Annotated in this window: 11 protein-coding genes; 1 reads left to right on the plus strand and 10 read right to left on the minus strand. The window is 59.3% G+C overall.

What is annotated here, in order from left to right; all coding sequences use genetic code 11:
* Window positions 1-123: 123 nt before the first annotated feature.
* The 8 genes from AB6T85_RS08955 to AB6T85_RS08990 form a co-directional block, all read right to left on the minus strand.
* Window positions 124-2,865: an inverse autotransporter beta domain-containing protein gene (locus AB6T85_RS08955; RefSeq protein WP_369895330.1), complete on the minus strand. Its 2,742-nt coding sequence runs from the start codon at window positions 2,863-2,865 to the stop codon at window positions 124-126.
* Window positions 2,866-3,458: 593 nt separating this feature from the next.
* Window positions 3,459-4,433, minus strand: a complete 975-nt coding sequence (gene ghrB / locus AB6T85_RS08960; protein ID WP_301730567.1) for a glyoxylate/hydroxypyruvate reductase GhrB — start codon at window positions 4,431-4,433, stop codon at window positions 3,459-3,461.
* A gap of 47 nt (window positions 4,434-4,480) precedes the next feature.
* Window positions 4,481-5,764: an MFS transporter gene (locus AB6T85_RS08965; RefSeq protein WP_301251569.1), complete on the minus strand. Its 1,284-nt coding sequence runs from the start codon at window positions 5,762-5,764 to the stop codon at window positions 4,481-4,483.
* A gap of 103 nt (window positions 5,765-5,867) precedes the next feature.
* On the minus strand, window positions 5,868-6,821 hold the full coding sequence (locus AB6T85_RS08970; RefSeq protein ID WP_301251568.1) for a sugar kinase: 954 nt from the start codon (window positions 6,819-6,821) through the stop codon (window positions 5,868-5,870).
* A gap of 3 nt (window positions 6,822-6,824) precedes the next feature.
* Complete coding sequence (locus AB6T85_RS08975; RefSeq protein WP_369895332.1) at window positions 6,825-7,553, minus strand: sugar phosphate isomerase/epimerase family protein; 729 nt, start codon at window positions 7,551-7,553, stop codon at window positions 6,825-6,827.
* Between the two features lie 189 nt (window positions 7,554-7,742).
* Window positions 7,743-8,765: a LacI family DNA-binding transcriptional regulator gene (locus tag AB6T85_RS08980; RefSeq protein WP_253456743.1), complete on the minus strand. Its 1,023-nt coding sequence runs from the start codon at window positions 8,763-8,765 to the stop codon at window positions 7,743-7,745.
* 171 nt (window positions 8,766-8,936) lie between these two features.
* Complete coding sequence (locus tag AB6T85_RS08985; RefSeq protein WP_253456740.1) at window positions 8,937-9,599, minus strand: OmpA family lipoprotein; 663 nt, start codon at window positions 9,597-9,599, stop codon at window positions 8,937-8,939.
* 110 nt (window positions 9,600-9,709) lie between these two features.
* Entirely contained in the window at window positions 9,710-10,273 is a 564-nt protein-coding gene (locus AB6T85_RS08990) for a DNA-3-methyladenine glycosylase I (protein ID WP_253456737.1), read from the minus strand.
* 154 nt (window positions 10,274-10,427) lie between these two features.
* On the opposite strand from AB6T85_RS08990, the gene AB6T85_RS08995 reads away from it, so the two are divergent.
* A complete protein-coding gene (locus tag AB6T85_RS08995; protein WP_369895334.1) occupies window positions 10,428-12,413 on the plus strand; it encodes an autotransporter outer membrane beta-barrel domain-containing protein in 1,986 nt (661 codons plus the stop codon).
* Here AB6T85_RS08995 and torA read toward each other — a convergent pair.
* Both torA and AB6T85_RS09005 read right to left on the minus strand, forming a co-directional pair.
* Window positions 12,397-14,892, minus strand: a complete 2,496-nt coding sequence (torA, locus tag AB6T85_RS09000; RefSeq protein ID WP_369895335.1) for a trimethylamine-N-oxide reductase TorA — start codon at window positions 14,890-14,892, stop codon at window positions 12,397-12,399. The genes AB6T85_RS08995 and torA overlap by 17 nt on opposite strands.
* Window positions 14,882-16,027 (minus strand): NapC/NirT family cytochrome c, encoded by a 1,146-nt coding sequence (locus AB6T85_RS09005; RefSeq protein ID WP_369895336.1) that lies wholly within the window; start codon window positions 16,025-16,027, stop codon window positions 14,882-14,884. The genes torA and AB6T85_RS09005 overlap by 11 nt, the downstream gene beginning before the upstream one ends.
* Window positions 16,028-16,068 lie beyond the last annotated feature (41 nt).

Genomic DNA, 16,068 nt, shown 5'->3' on the forward strand with positions numbered 1-16,068 from the left:
GGGTAGCTGTCAGGGACGGTTTTATTGGTCTGCGGCGCTACCCGCGCCAGCCGGTCAGTTGAAAGGCCCCGTTTTTGGCGTACGCGCTCAAAATGGGGCCTTTCCGATCTTACCCTGGCAACATTACCGGGCCGGAGGCGTAAAAGTTACGTTAATCGGCATCACGCCACGGCGAAGCATCAAATTAACCGCAATCTTTCCGCTCATCGCTTTAGTTGAGGTCAGCTGAGCGGTATAGACGTTACCACTGACCTTAACCGCGCTGATATGGCAGCCAGGCAGGCCGCTGGTATCAAAGTTAATTAAGTTCGGCAGCGTTTTCACCGCGTTATTGCGCATATCCCGGGCGACGAGGGTAAGCGTGATGGCGCTGACGCCGTCAGCCGGCACGCTCGTGGCGCTTACGGTGAAAGAAGAGTTATTGACGGTTGGATAGCCCGCGTAAAAATAGACAATCACCGAGCCTTTGAGGCCATCAATAGTTCCTTCTACTTTCCAGCCGCCATCGTGATTGCTGGAGGTCGGGAAACGCGCCGCGCCATATTTATCTAAAGTAACTTCAGAAGGAATGTTGACGCGGTCGTCAGTGGCCGTAATGGCGACTTTTCTGTTGGTGACGGGATTGCCGTTGCTATCTTTTACAAAGATCTCAACCACGCTGGTATCTGTACCATCCGCAACGGCGCGGCCCGTGACCCGATGCATGTAAACCGATGCCGCCTTGCCTGCCACAAAATTCACTTCGGCTTCTTTACGGGCGGAGCCCATCTGCGCGACAACCTTACTCTGACCGGTTTTGGTATCGCTAACGGGAACGGACGCTTCGCCGCGTGCGTCAGTCATCGCGCTTTGTGTAATGACGGCGCTATTATCAGCGCTGAAGGTCACGGTTTGTCCGGCCAGCGGATTGCCCTGTGCATCCGTTACCAGCGCTGTAACCCGATCGGCTGCTTTACCGTCGGCTACCGCATCGTTGCTGACCACGGTCAGGCTTGCCAGCCGTGCGCTTGCGTTATCCGCCGCGATAGTTACCGTTGCACCAGGAAAAGTCATATTGCGGGCAACAGGCGTAATGGTCAGCGTTTCCGGATGCGTGCCCGCCGTCACCACGGCGGTATAACGGCCCGCGCTCTGACGAGTAAAGGCAGACACTTTGGTATCGTCGGCGGCCTGCGCGCTTTTGGTCACGCTAATCTCTTTTTCATTGATATCAACCGGATTGCCCAGGCTGTCTTTTACCGTCAGGGTCAGCGTCTGCTGAGCGTGGCCGTCTGATACCAGCGTGCTGCTGACCGGCAGCAGTGAACTGCTGTTAACGTTAATAGCGGCTTCGGTGACGGTAATTTGCGTTTCCGTACGCTTTGAGGCGTTACCTTTTTTATCGATCGCCACGCCGCTGAGGGTGTAGCTGTTGGTACCGGTGGCGTCGGCATGATAGGCCGGCAGCACCACGCTGAAATCGGTAGGGCCGTTAGCGATAATTTTCCCGCCGTTAGCCAGCAGCGACGACGCGGACCAGTTGATGCGATCCAGGCCGTATTTGCTGTTGACCGAAACGTTCAGCGTTTTTTGCTCGCCGGCCGTGCCGCTGATGAGCTTCGCAGTGCTCAGCCTGATCGTCTCTTCTTTACGGTACTCAAGCACGATGTTGTTATTACGGTTCACCAGATCGTAGCGGTTGCCGGCCAGGCTACGCATCGCCGCTACCGCATCGCTGTCCAGCTGTTTGCGCCACGGCATCCCGAGCTGATAATTGAGCGTCAGGCCCAGCCGCGTATCGTGTTCTCCGGCTTTGCCCTGGCGCTGTTCCGCTTCCAGCGACAGCAGCGGGAAGGGCGTAAAGGTGACGCCTGCGGTAATGGCGTGCGGATTTTTCTGGCGGTTGTCCTTATCAAACAGCGCCACGTCGTTACCGTAATATTGTTCGTAGTTAAACTTCGCGCCCAGCTGAGGCAGGGCAGGCAGGAAGGCTTCCGTACGGATATCCCAGCCGTTGGCCGGACGCTCTTCGTAGCCGGAAAAATCTTTAGAGTCTTTCCAGCTGGTGAGCCGCACATAGCCGTTTGCCGCCACTTTGATAAAGTTGCGCCAGTACTCGACGCCCATGCCGGAACGGGCATGTTGACGGGAAAGATCGTAATCAAAGAAGGCATTAGCGCCGGTCATAAAGTCATGGCCGAAATGACGCATCCCGAGACCAAGATTCGCCTGGTTGCGATCGTCGGTGCGGTGGAAGCTTCCCTGAGTGAAGATCAGGCGGTCGCTACGATCGCTTAAAGGCAGCAGCAGGTCGAACTGCGAGTTTTTCAGCGAGAAGTTTTTATCCGCGTCCAGCTGCACGCGCGCGGTACCGAAACGGCCCAGCCACTGCTGCGCCTGCGCGCCCGCTTCGCCTGCGGCCATGCTGGCGGCGGCAGAGGCGGCGCCGTTGCCGTTGCGGCTGTCGAGCGAGGAACCCGCCTGCGTAGCAAGACCGGCGGCTTTCATCTCCAGGCCGTTGTCGGCGTTGTGCCAGTGCACTTTTGGCAAAGGAGAAAGCGGCACGTCCAGCTCGTCGCCCGGCTGTAGCCGATCAAAGCCGTGAGCGAAAGTGCGCAGCTGGTTCAGCTTGCGCAGCGCTTCCACGCTCATATTGTATTTTTGCGCCACGCCCGCTGCCGTTTCCGCCTGGCCCAGGGTATAAACCTGCGTTCGGATAGCGACGGCATCCGCCGACTGCGTCAAAAAATGCTGGCGGGCAACGGCCAGCGCGGGCGTAAACGCACAGGCAATCGGGAAAGCGCCCTGAATCGCTACGGTCAGCCAGGTTAAACGGTGCCGCCACGGCGACTTATTTTCTTTATTAAGGTCAGGTTTATTTTTCATGGTTTCTTTATATTAAATAAAAGATAATTTCAGCCAGCGTGAGCGTGCTGTATTAATTCAGGGGAGCCCATGAATAATAAACCTGTCACTCGTGATTGCTGGCGCTACGGATAATTAAACATCTTTAAGTCGTTGAAGATTCTTCCCTTATTAATGTGGTGCTTATTACGGGCAAAATAATACCCTCGGCATAATTTATGCCGATAAGCGAGTTTCCGAATGAGCGTAGTTATATCACAATATTAAGTTGGCACAATGCCCGCCCCTAAGGGGGAAGAAAGGCCAGGTAACAAAAAGGGATCTTTACATTTCTATTGCTTTCTTTATGTTGAGCATTTAATTAACAATATGACCGCTTTTTTTTAATTAAAAAGCCGCAGGATCTCATTTTATATCATCTTAATTAAATAATGATTTAGCTTATGGTTACCTGAGTGGATCAACTAAATAACAACAGGGCACTGACGCGTTCAGGAACGAACAGGCTATTTGTTTAGCGCCTGTTTAGGCTAAGAAGGGAATTTTTGCGGGATAAAGAGGTCGGCAGGGCGCTGAAAAACGTGCCGACACGCAAAGCGCATCGGCACAGAAAATTATTTTGCTACTTCAGGATTAACGCAGTTCTTGTCCACTTTACCGTTCAGGGCGGCAATCAGATTTTCCACCGCGTCTTTTGCCATGCCGTAACGGGTTTCATGCGTCGCAGAGCCAATATGCGGCAGCGCCACCACGTTAGGCAGCGTCAGCAAAGGCGAATCCTTTGGCAGCGGCTCTTTCTCAAACACGTCCAGACCGGCGGCGTGGATAGTGCCCTCTTGCAGCGCGGCGATCAGCGCTTCTTCATCGATAACCGGGCCGCGTCCGGCATTGATCAGCACGGCGGAAGGCTTCATTTTCGCCAGCTCCTCGCGGCCGATCAGGTGGTGCGTCTGTTCAGTCAGCGGCAGGCTGATGCACAGGAAATCGGACTCTTTCAGCAGCGTATCCAGATCGCAGTATTGCGCGTCGAAACGCTGCTCCGCCTCTTCGTGGTGCTTACGAGCGTTGTAAAGGATCGGCATGCTGAAGCCCAGGTGCGCGCGCTGCGCCAGCGCCAGTCCGATACGACCCATGCCCAGGATGCCCATTTTTTTATGGTGCACGTCAATGCCGAACCAGTCCGCGCCGATGCTGCCCTGCCACTCACCTTTTTTCACGCGCTCGGCGGATTCCACCACGCGACGCGCGCTGGTCAGCACCAGCGCCATCATGGTATCGGCGACGGTTTCCGTCAGTACGGTCGGGGTGTGCATCAACAGCACGCCGCGTTCGCTCAGCGCGGGAATATCAAAGTTGTCCACGCCCACGGAAACGGAAGAGGCGACGCGCAGCTTCGGCGCTTTTTTCAGGAACTCAGCGTCCACTTTGCCGCCGGAGCCTAAAATACCTTCGGCCTGCTGAAAGACCTCCGCGTGTTGGCTAAGGGTTTCCGGGGTCAGGCCGTTGATTTCGGTAACGTTAAAATGCTCGTCGAGCTGCGAACGCAGATCCTGCGGCAGCTTCTTATACAGCACCACGGATGGTTTCATGCTTGTCTCCCTGTTTCTTTAAGGCACGGGCCAGGCGGCCCGCACCGTTAAGCGTGTTTAGCGCCATGCGGCATCGGGGGTTGCTTATTGGCTGCTGGCTTTACGATCAGCGTCAGCCAGACCGAGATAAGCAGCGATACCCCCATAAAGATATACGAAGCGGAAGGGCTGCCCGTCGCGCCGTTCAAATAACCCACGACCCAGGAGCCCAGGAAAGAGCCTAGCGCGCCCATCGCGTTAATCAGCGCCATTGCGCCGCCCGCCACGTTACGCGGCAGCATTTCCGGGATAATGGCGAAGAACGGGCCATAAGGCGCGTACATCGCGGCACCGGCCACCACCAGCAGGCTGAACGACAGCCAGAAATTATTCGCCCCTACAAGATATGAACCTAAAAACGCCAGCGCGCCAATTAACAGCAGCGGCCAGACAAAGAGTTTACGGTTTTGCAGCTTGTCGGAAGCCCAGGAAGCCAGGATCATCGCCACGGTGGCGGCCAGGTAAGGCACCGCAGAGAGCCAGCCCGCTTCCACCATGCCCATCTGCATCCCGTTGCGCAGGATAGAAGGCAGCCACAGCACAAAGCCATAGACGCCGATGCTCCAGGTAAAATACTGAATGCAAAGGATAATGACATTGCGCGAGCGGAACGCCTCGCTGTAATTGCGCACCGCCTTGATGTTTTCCTGCTCTTTTTGCAGCTGTGCCGCCAGCGCCGCTTTTTCCTCTTCGCTCAGCCATTTCGCCTGAGCGGGCTTATCCTGCACCATAAACCACCAGGCCACGGCCCAGATCACCGCCGGAATGCCCTCAAAAATAAACATTTCGCGCCAGCCGAAGGCATTGATCAGATAGCCGGAAACCACGGACATCCACAGCACCGTGACCGGGTTGCCCAGGATCAGGAAGGTATTGGCGCGGGAGCGCTCCGATTTGGTAAACCAGTTGCTGATATAGATCAGCATGGCCGGCATCACGGCCGCTTCCACCACGCCCAGCACAAAGCGGATAGCCGCCAGCATCGGGATATTACTGACCATGCCGGTCAGCGAGGCGCAAATGCCCCACAGCACCAGGCAGACGAAAACCAGTTTTTTTACGCTGCGGCGTTCGGCGTACACCGCGCCGGGGATCTGGAAAAAGAAATAGCCAAGAAAGAACAGGGCGCCCAGCAGCGACGACATGCCGTGCGTGATGCCCAGATCTTCATTGATGCCGGCGGCCGAGGCAAAGCTGAAATTGGCCCTGTCGAGATACGCCAGGCTGTAGGTGATAAACACGATGGGCATGATGTACCACCAGCGTTTAGGCGCGATTGTCTGCTTATTCATCGTCTGCTTCCTCTGTTGGAGGTGGCCGCACTCTGCATTGTAGGGTGGGTGCGGCTCATTATGGTTCGGTTAGAAGCCTGGTCCGGTTCGTGTCGCCCGCTGTTTAAAAATCGCCGAGCGTTTCGCGCGTGGGCAAGCCTTCGCTGTCGCCGCTGACCTGGATAGCCAGCGAGCCGATGCGGTTGCCGCGCTTAATCGCCTGCGGCAGGGTTTTCCCTTCCAGCAGCGCGCTGATGACGCCAACGGCAAAGCCGTCGCCCGCGCCAACGGTATCCACCACGTTAGCGGTTCTGATCGCGTCGACCTGGCCTTTTTCGCCCTCGGCGGTTTTATACCAGGCGCCTTCGCAGCCCGTTTTAATGATGACCGCTTTGACGCCCATCGCCAGATAAAAATCGGCGATCGCTTCCGGCTGGTCGTAGCCGGTCAGGATTTTGCCTTCGCTGATGCCCGGTAAAACCCAGTCGGCAAAGCCCGCCAGCGCGTTGAGCTGGGTAGCCATTTCGCGCTCGCTTGACCACAGCACGGGACGCAGGTTCGGATCGAAGGAGATGGTTTTGCCCATCCGCTTCATCTCCTGCGCCGCATGCTTTGACAGCGCCAGCGAACTGTCGGAGATGGCCGCCGCCACGCCGCTCAGATGCAGGTGGCGCGCTGCGCCAAAATAGTCGCGGTTGAAATCCTCAACCGACAGATGGCTGGCCGCAGAGCCTTTACGGAAATATTCCACCAGCGGATCGGAGCCGTCTTCCACGCGGGATTTCAGCTGGAAACCAGTAGGATAGCGAGCATCGGTGGTCACCTGACGGCTGTCGACGCCCTCTTTTTCCAGCTGCTGGCGCGTAAAGCGGCCAAAGGAATCATCGCCGACGCGGCTGACCCAGCCTACCTTCAGGCCCAGGCGAGCCAGGCCGATAGCGACGTTCAGCTCGGCCCCGGCGATACGTTTGGTAAAATGCTCCGCCGCCGCCAGATCGCCGGTGTCGCTGGCGATAAACATCGCCATCGCTTCGCCGATGGTCACCGCATCCAGCGTGCCGTTTTCATGAAGGGTCATGATTTATACCTCTCGCAGCAAATCTACATAGTGACGGGTGACGGCCACCAGGTCGCCGCCTTCCAGCGGGAACTCAATACCGCGCGGCACGTCGGAGGGCAGCAGCGCCAGCGTTTCCCGCCACAGATTATCAGCCTCGTCCAGCGCGATGGCGCGCCAGCCGTCAGCGGTCGGCGCAGCGGCTTTGACGTGCACGTAGCTGACGAAAGACGCCAGCTTTCCCGCTGCCCGGATGGGGTCGTCGCCCACCCATAGCCAGTTGCCCATATCAAACGTCATCCCAACAGGCGCGTTGTCAGAAAAATAGCCGTTGAGGGCGGCAAGCGTGCCGCAGTCGGTCTGATCGTTTTCCACCACCAGCGTTAACGGCAGCCCGTCGCGCAGCGGCGAGTCGTCCGAACCGGGCTGATAATGGCCTAATGAATATTTTATCAGGCGGGCGTTTAACTGCTGCGCCTCGTTGAGGTGGCTTGCCAGCCGAGGATTCAGCGCACCCTCTTCAGTATAAAGCGCTTCCGGGACCGAGTAGAACGCCGTCAGCCCGGCATCACTGATTGCCTTGCCCAACGCGGGCAGCTGCTGGATTTCCGCTTCGCTGCACAGCTCGCGGCGGATCTCAATGCCGTCTGCGCCGGCGGCGGCGACAATCGGCACCACGGCCTGCTGACCGCCGAGTTCGCCGATCCGATCGCGGCCATAGGCGGCGGTCACTACAATAATTTCAGGTTTCATCTTTTCCTCCGGGCGGTGGCCCTGACGTTACAAAAACGTTAACTGGAACCGGTTCCAACCGAAAGGGGCGGAGCGCGGTTTTATGATCGCGCTCACGATGTGGACAATTATTTGGAAATTTACTGGAAAAGCGTCAGAACGACGCGGGTCAGGCCGACCGCTGCGTTAATACGGTGAAAAGAAGAGAAATCAGGCGAACTTCGTGGAACTGCGGATAATCAACTCACCGGAGTAGAGCTGCTCGCACGGCGGCGCTTCGTCACCTTCAATACGGCGGATAACCTGCTCCAGCGCCGCGTAGCCAATCTGCCACGTAGGCTGTTTCAGCGTAGTGATGCCGCCGCCCGCCAGTTCCGACCAGACCAGCTCGTCAAAGCCCAGCAGCCCTAAATCTTCGCCCCAGCGCAGATCCAGGCGTTTGAAGCTGCGCGCGATTTGCAGCGTCAGCGCGCCATTAACGGCCAATACGGCGCAGCGCTGGTGGCGATGGCGCTGATAAAAATCTTGCAGGATGCCATCCAGTCGCGCGCTGTCGTTTAAGGCGACCTCAGCCTGTTCGGCCTCGCGCTGCGGATGCTGCGCCATCGTTTCCCGGAACGCCTTGAGGCGCTCGTGGCGGGTATTGACGGTGCCCAATGGCTCGGTAACAAACAGAATGGCGTCAAAGGCTTCTTCAAGCAGATGCGTTGTGACCTGCGCGGCGGCCTCGTGGTTATTCAGCCCTACCACGTCGCAGGCGAAATCAGGGATCTTACGGTCAATCAGCACCATCGGCAGCAGCGACTGCTGGAGATGGCTCAGCGCTTCCTCGCGCATCCCCACGGCGTTAACCACGATCCCTTCCACCTGATAGCTGCTGAGCAGATTCAGATAGTGCTGCTCCTGGTCCACCTCGTTATTGGTGTTGCACATCAGCAGCGTAAAGCCCTGCGCGCGGCAGGCCGCCTCAATGCCGCACATCACATCAACGGAGTAAGGATTGGTAATATCCGCGATAATCAGGCCGATTAAGCGGGTGCGCCCGCGCTTCAGGCCACGCGCCATCTGGCTGGGTCGATAGTTAAGTTCGGCAATGGCGGTTTCAATCCGCTGCTTTAAATCGGCGGACAGAAGGTGCTGCTCGCCGTTGAGATAGCGAGAAACGCTGGTTTTGCCCGTATGGGCTTTTCTGGCAACGTCGCTGATTGTCGCGCGTGCGGCCTTGCGGTTCATAGCGATCCTTGAACGAGTAAAAATGAAAGCAGCCATCACGGGCTTAAATCTTAAGATAGCGGGTAATGGCGGAAAGCGGATCCGGCCATCATAAAGCATAAGGGCGGTCTCGCCCACAGTCAGGCGGTTGGGCAGGGAAACAGCCGGACAAAGATTGTCCGGCTGGCGGGATTACTGCAGCGGGCTGAGGGTGATTTCCACGCGACGGTTCTGCGCTTTACCTGCGGCCGTGCTGTTGGTCGCGACCGGGTTGTCCGGCCCCATGCCGCCGGTGCGAATGCGATTGGTCGCCACGCCCTGGGTAATCAGCGAGCTGGCTACGCTGTCGGCACGCTGCTGCGACAGGTTCATGTTCAGCTGGCGGCTGCCGGTGCTGTCGGTATAGCCGACGATGTTAACGGCGGTTTTTGGATACTCTTTCAGCACCATTGCCACGCCGGTCAGCGTGTTGGCACCCGCAGGCTTCAGCGAGCTGCTGCTGCTGTCGAAGGTGACGCTGTTCGGCATGTTCAGCACGATATTATTGCCTTCACGCGTCACGCTGACGCCGGTGCCGCGCATTTTTTCACGCAGCTTGGTTTCCTGCACGTCCATATAGTAGCCCGCGCCGCCGCCCAGCGCCGCGCCTGCCGCTGCGCCAATCAGCGCGCCTTTGCCGCGATCTTTTTTGGAAGAGGAGAGCACGCCGACGCCTGCGCCCAGCGCGGCGCCCAGGCCCGCGCCGATACCGGCTTTACCCGCCTGGCGTTCGCCGGTGTAAGGATTCGTGGTGCAGCCCGACAGGGCGATGGTACCGCTCAAAACAAGAGCAAGAGTAACAAAACGTTTTTTCATGGATAGCGTTTCCTGAACAGCGACTGGCGAAAATAGCCTGAAAAGAAGCGATTATGCCGACCCCGCGCCGAAAAAAAACCGTGTTGTCTTCCTAAATTTGTAAAGAGACGCTACCTGAGGTTATCCGGATGACAGAAACAGCTGGTCGTGTGGTCGCTAATCAGCCCGCAGGCCTGCATAAACGAATAACAGGTAGTGGTGCCGACAAATTTAAAGCCGCGCTTTTTTAGCGCTTTAGAAAGGGCATCGGAAACGGTGCTGAAGGTTGGCGCAGCGCGATAGTCGCTGTAGCGGTGGATTTGCGGCTGGCGATCAACAAACTGCCAGATAAACTCAGCAAAGGCCTCGCCCTGCGCCGCCATCGCCAGCAGCGCGCGCGCGTTGGCGACAATAGCGGAAAGCTTGCCGCGATGGCGGATCAGCCCGCTGTCCAGCATCAGCCAATCGAGGTCGCTTTCCGTCATCAACGCCACCTGCTCAGGATCGAAACCGCAGAACGCCCGCCGGTAGTTTTCCCGCTTTTTTAAGACGGTCAGCCAGGAAAGGCCGGCCATCTGACCTTCCAGGCACAGCATTTCAAACAGCGCCTGCGCGTCGGTAATCGGCACGCCCCATTCCGTATCATGATAGGCCAGATAGATCGGATCCTGAGTCACCCAACCGCAACGCTGCATAAGTAAAGTTCCTTATCTGAATCGGTTAAAAAATACACTTAAAAGGCTTGACGCAATGCCCGGAAAGGCAATAGTTATCTGACAGGTTGACGATGATAGCAACAAAATAACCGGCGTCATGCCGCCGCTTTCAGGCTCTTTCTGGAGTCACGCCATGCTAAAAAAATATTCGCGCCTGCGCGCTGCCGGAAGCGCGTGGCTCTTTTATGCCGTCTCGACTTTTCCGGCGCTGGCCTGGGATAGCTACACCGTCTTTGGCGACAGCCTGAGCGATGGCGGTAATAACGGCCGCTATACCTGGGACAGCAGCCGACATCCGCTCTATGACGAAATTCTGGCCGCAAAAATCGACCAGTCGCTCCAGCCTTCCAATAACGGCGGCAGCAACTATGCCGCGGGCGAAGCGGTGGCGCTGCCGCTGCTGAATGCCGACAACAATACGTCTAACCAGCTCGCCGCTTATCTGGCGGCCAGGGGCGGCCAGGCGGATGCCGACGGCCTCTATATTCACTGGATCGGCGGCAACGATCTGGCGGCGGCCGCGCTGAATCCGCAGCAGGCGGCAGGGCTGGTCAGCAACAGTGCTTTTGCCGCCGCAGGCCAGGTACAGCAGCTGCTGGCTGCCGGAGCCGGAACGGTTATCGTGCCGACCGTGCCCAATATCGGTGCGGCGCCGGTGCTGCTGGAGGCGGTCATCCAGACCGGCCTGGCGCCCGTTGCCGGTACGGCGCTGGCTGCGGCCTTCGCTTCCCTGAACGGCCAGACGACGCCGGATCTGAACAGCCGCAATCAGGCGATTTACCAGGCGCTGTACGCCGCCGCCGGTGAGGCCAGCAGCGTGACCGCCGTGCGGCAGGCTATCGCCGATCGGCTGTTTGCCGCCTGGCAAAGCCTTAGCGAGCAGGGCAGCGCGCTAACCAACCGCTATAACCAGCTGGAAGACGATCGGCTGGCGCAGCTGGGCGGCAACATTGTGCGCGTGGATATCAACGGTCTTTTCAGCGAGATCCTCAGTGACCCGGCGCGCTATGGCTTAAGCAATACGGCCGGCATGGCCTGCCCGCCCGGCGTTTCAGCGGCGGTCTGCACTTCGGCTACGCCCGGTTTTTCCGACGAGCAGGCTTTGCTGTTTGCCGATCGTCTGCATCCCGGCCCCGCTACGCACCAGCTGATCGCCGATTATATTGAGGCCGTGCTGAACGCGCCCGCGCAGGTGGTGGCGCTGGATCAGGCGATGCTGGCGCTCTCTCGCGATGCGCGCGCCACGCTCGACAGCCGCTTGCAGCAGCAGCGCCACAGCGACAATCCGCAGGGATCGCTTAACGTGTTCGGCGGCTACGCCGGTCAACATTACGACTATGCCGCCAATCTGGCGGCGGGCGACGGCAACGCCACCACCCATAACCTGACGCTGGGCGTGGACTATAAGCTGACCGATTCACTGCTGGTGGGCGCGCTGGTTTCCGGCTCGGACGACACGCAGCATCCTTCATCTCGCTTCGATTACAAGCTGCGCGGCTGGCTATTTTCGGCCTGGAGCGAGCTCGCTTTTCTGGACAACGGCTGGATAAATACGGATGTGTACTACGCTTTTGCCCGCTATGACGATATCCAGCGGCATTTTGCCATCGGCCCGGCGACGCGGACGGAAAAGGGCGATACCGACGGTAAACAGCTCGGCGCGCGTATTACCACCGGCTGGGATTTTCCGTTGGGCGCTTCGCTTACCACCGGCCCGACGGCACAGTACGCGCTGGATTACAGTTCGGTAGAGGGCTACAGCGAGCGGGGCGAGAGCAGCACCGCCATGCGCTTCGCCGATCAGAACTACCATTCGCAGATTGGCGCGCTGGGCTGGCGGCTGGATGCCACGCTGGGCGGGATCAATCCCTGGGCGGCGGTCAGCTATAACCACCAGTTTGGCGATAACGTCTGGCGCGCCGGCGGCGGGCTGAAGTCAACGCAGACCCGCTTCACGCGCGATACCGCCCGCCAGGACAGCAACTGGGCGGACGTGACCGTCGGCGCAAACTTGCCGCTGGGCGACAGCGCGGCGGCCTTCGCCTCGGTGTCGCAAACCGGCGGCCTCAGCACCGGCGAGCAGTTTATCTATAACCTGGGCGTCAGCGCGCGTTTCTGATCGGCTGGCGTGCGCTTTCCGGCACGGCATGAGCGGTATTGGGCGGCGGCGCGCCCGTAAATTTCTCCACCTCCAGCTGCGCCATCTGCCCGCAGTTGCCCTGCGCCAGCCGTGAGGTGCCGATATCGAAGGTCAGGCAGTTTACGTTGCCGTTCCTGCACAGCGTTTTCGGTTCGGCAGGCTCGGCGGGATCGTACCAGGCGCCTTCGCTGATGCGCACTACGCCGGGACGGATCGCTTCCGTTACCAGCGCGCCGACCAGGATCTGACCCCGATCGTTAAACGCCCTGACCAGATCGCCGGACTGGATCCCTCGGGTGACGGCATCCTGCGGATGGATCAGGATCGCTTCGCGATCGCTGACGGCATATTTTTGCCGCAGCGGCGTGTTGTCCAGCTGGGAATGCAGACGATGGGCAGGATGCGCGGTATTCAGCGACAGGGGATAGCGCAGCGCCTGCGCACTGCCGTGCCACTCCTGCGGCGGCTGCCAGCCCGGCAGGCCCGCGCAGTCGTCGTAGTGCATCGCCGCGATAGTTTTAGAGAAGATTTCAATTTTCCCGCTGGGCGTGCCGAGCGGATTCAACAGCGGATCGGCGCGATAGTCAGCAAAGCGCACCCACTTTTTATTCTCTTCCGGTACCGGAAAGCGAATGTAGTTATTGGACTGCCAGAACAGATCGAACGGCGGCAGCGGGACGCCGGCGTTTCTGGCCTGCTGCTTCATATCGTCATACAGCTTTTTCAGCCACAGCATTTCATCGCGGCCTTCGGTAAAAGCCTGTTCGACGCCGAGCCTGGTCGCAATGGCCTGAAAAATGGCGAAATCGCTGCGCGCCTGGTGCTGCGGCGGCACGCACTGGCGCATCGGGAACAGATAGCGCTGCGAATAGTCGCCGCCCATATCCATATCGTTGCGCTCATAGCTGGTGGTGCAGGGCAGCACGATATCGGCGTGTCTGGCGGTGGCCGTCCAGTAAGGATCCTGCACCACAATGGTTTCCGGGCGTTGCCAGGCCAGCAGCAAATTGTTGGTGTCCTGATGGTGGTGGAAAGGATTGCCCCCCGCGACGTAGACCATTTTGACGTCGGGATAAGTCACCTCTTTGCCATTAAAAGCGATAGTTTTGCCGGGATTGGCAAGGCAGTCGGCAATGCGCGCTACCGGGATCGGCGGCGGCGAACCGGCAGGCGCGACGCCCGCGCTGATGCCCGACAGGATCCCGCCTCGCGCCGTTGGGCTGCCGCCGGAAGAGTAGTGGTAGCTGAAGCCGAAACCGCCGCCCGGCAGGCCGATTTGCCCGAGCATGGCGGCCAGCGTTACCAGCAGCCAGTGCGGCTGCTCGCCGCGGTGCTGGCGCTGAATGCCCCAGCCGGCCATGAGCATGGTGCGCTGACCCGCCATCCTTCTTGCCAGCTGGCGCAGCTGCTCCGGCGCGATGCCGCAGATCTCGCTGGCCCATTCCGCGCTTTTGACAAGGCCGTCGCTTTCGCCCAGCAGGTAGGCGCGAAACTTTTCAAAACCCGTGGTATAGCGGGCAAGAAAAGCCTCGTCATGGTGCTTTTCTGCCAGCAGCGTATGCGCCAGGCCCAAAATCATCGCGGCGTCGGTATAGGCTTTCGGCGCGATCCATTCCGCATTCAGCGCTTTGGCGCTGTCGCTAAATACGGGATCGATGCAGATAACCGGCGTGCCTTTGGCGGCCAGCGCCGCAAATCCTTCCAGCCCGACGTGATCCGGCACGTTCCAGCTGTTTTTCAGCGTTACCAGCGGATTGCAGCCCCACAGCACCACCAGCTCGCTGCTTTCCACCACCACCGGCCAGCTGGTTTGCTGCTCGTAAACCTCCATGGAACCGACCACGTGCGACATAATCACCTGCGCCGCGCCGGTAGAGTAATCGCCGCTGTAGCCCAGAAAGCCACCCGCCAGGTTCATCAGGCGGTGCAGCAGCGCGCGGGAGTTGTGCAGCATCCCGGTGCTTTTCCAGCCGTAGGATCCGGCGTAAATAGCGGACGGGCCGTGCTCGCGCTGTAGCCTGCGGATGTCGTTGGCGACCAGCTCGGTGGCCTTTTCCCAGCTGACGCTGACCCACTTATCGCGGCCGCGCAGCGCCGTATTGCTGCCCGGCCCGTGCTCCAGCCAGCTTTGCCGCACCATCGGCGCGGTGATGCGGTTGGCAGCGTGAACCTGATAAGGCGCCATGGTGATCAGCTCGTTGGGCGCGGGATCGTCCTCCACGGGCTGTACGCCGACCATTTTTCCGTTCTCTACCAGCGCTTCAAAAGCGCCCCAGTGGGCGGCGGTCAGGATGCCTTTTCTGGCGGGCCTGAGCGCAGTAAACAGCGGCATTGCCTGGCTGATGGCCTGAGCCAGCGCGGAGCGGGCGTATAGCAGATCCAGCGAGCCGGCGGCCAGCAGCGTGCCGCCTGCGGCGAGAAACTGGCGGCGGCTGAGGCCGAAACGATTATTTTTCATGGGGTTCTCCCTGTGCGGTCGACTTCATGTCGCTGGCGTACTGCTGTGCGTAGCGCGTCAGCAGGCGCAGCTGCTCCGTATCCAGCGAAGTGCGCGAGGCCATGCCTTTTATCACCCCCGTCCACTGGTTCGCCGTGTAGTGGTCGGGCGCGGTGAGTCCGTGGCAGCCCGTGCAGTTGGCGGTCATCAGGCTGGCGGCCTGCTGCCAGAGCTTGTCCCGATCGGCGATCAGCGCGTCGCTGGCGACCGCTATATCGAGCGAAACGCGGTGCCAGCTTGTTTCCGTCTGGCTGTCTTCCTCCGTGGCGAGGATTTTTATCTGCGGCGCGGCTTCCAGCGCGACGATGGCGCTGATAATGCGTTTGCCTTTGGCCGCGTAGATCGCGCCGGTCGAGCCATCCTGCTGCCAGCCTTTCAGCTGTGCTTCAGTACGGCCATTTTTATGCCGGTACGGCAGCAGCTCCGCCGCCGGAAACAGCGTGCCTGCGGCAGGCCCGTCATGGGATGCCAGGGTGAAAGGCTGCGTGCTGATGGGATACAGAGGACGGTTATCGGTTTTGGCTGCGGCGGCCAGCGCGGTTAGCTGAGCGGCGCCGGAAGCGTTGCTGGCGCGCATATCGGGCAGGATATGCGCCACGCCACGATGGCAGTCGATGCAGGTTTCGCCGCTTTTCAGCGCGACAGGGTGCGCTTTCCTGGCTTCCGGCCGCTGGCCCAGCATATCCATCGCGGCAAAACTGTGGCAGCTGCGGCAGGTCGCAGAATCGCTGGCCTTCATCTTTTGCCATACCGACTCCGCCATCGCCAGCTTGTGGGCATTGTACTGCTCTTCGCTGTCCAGCTTGCCGGTCAGTTCGCCCAGCAGATCCTTGCTCGCGCCCAGCTTGGTCGCCATCCAGGCCAGCGGCTCGTTGGGAACGTGGCAGTCGGCGCATTCCGCGCGGATGCCGGCATGGTTCTGGAAGTGAATGCTGCCCTGATATTCCGCCAGCGGCCTCGACATGCTGTGGCAGGAAACGCAAAAAGCGGTGTCGCTGGTTTTGTGCAGCACTACCGCGCTGCCGGCGACGACCAGCAGCGTGGCGATAGCAATCAGCGCGATAAACGGCCAGCGGCGCTTACTGAAAATTTTCATATAAGCTCAAATCCCTTTGTTTAAAAAACAGGCTTATTTAT

This window comes from Erwinia aeris (assembly GCF_041224955.1).
Classification (GTDB): Bacteria; Pseudomonadota; Gammaproteobacteria; order Enterobacterales; family Enterobacteriaceae; genus Erwinia; species Erwinia aeris.

What these genes read in the sequence shown, in the direction of transcription:
- ghrB (WP_301730567.1), bottom strand. Translation starts at nt 4,433, where the DNA reads ATGAAACCATCCGTGGTGCTGTATAAGAAGCTGCCGCAGGATCTGCGT.
- AB6T85_RS08970 (WP_301251568.1), bottom strand. Translation starts at nt 6,821, where the DNA reads ATGACCCTTCATGAAAACGGCACGCTGGATGCGGTGACCATCGGCGAA.
- torA (WP_369895335.1), bottom strand. Translation starts at nt 14,892, where the DNA reads ATGAAAAATAATCGTTTCGGCCTCAGCCGCCGCCAGTTTCTCGCCGCA.
- AB6T85_RS08995 (WP_369895334.1), top strand. Translation starts at nt 10,428, where the DNA reads ATGCTAAAAAAATATTCGCGCCTGCGCGCTGCCGGAAGCGCGTGGCTC.
- AB6T85_RS09005 (WP_369895336.1), bottom strand. Translation starts at nt 16,027, where the DNA reads ATGAAAATTTTCAGTAAGCGCCGCTGGCCGTTTATCGCGCTGATTGCT.
- AB6T85_RS08965 (WP_301251569.1), bottom strand. Translation starts at nt 5,764, where the DNA reads ATGAATAAGCAGACAATCGCGCCTAAACGCTGGTGGTACATCATGCCC.
- AB6T85_RS08990 (WP_253456737.1), bottom strand. Translation starts at nt 10,273, where the DNA reads ATGCAGCGTTGCGGTTGGGTGACTCAGGATCCGATCTATCTGGCCTAT.
- AB6T85_RS08975 (WP_369895332.1), bottom strand. Translation starts at nt 7,553, where the DNA reads ATGAAACCTGAAATTATTGTAGTGACCGCCGCCTATGGCCGCGATCGG.
- AB6T85_RS08955 (WP_369895330.1), bottom strand. Translation starts at nt 2,865, where the DNA reads ATGAAAAATAAACCTGACCTTAATAAAGAAAATAAGTCGCCGTGGCGG.
- AB6T85_RS08980 (WP_253456743.1), bottom strand. Translation starts at nt 8,765, where the DNA reads ATGAACCGCAAGGCCGCACGCGCGACAATCAGCGACGTTGCCAGAAAA.
- AB6T85_RS08985 (WP_253456740.1), bottom strand. Translation starts at nt 9,599, where the DNA reads ATGAAAAAACGTTTTGTTACTCTTGCTCTTGTTTTGAGCGGTACCATC.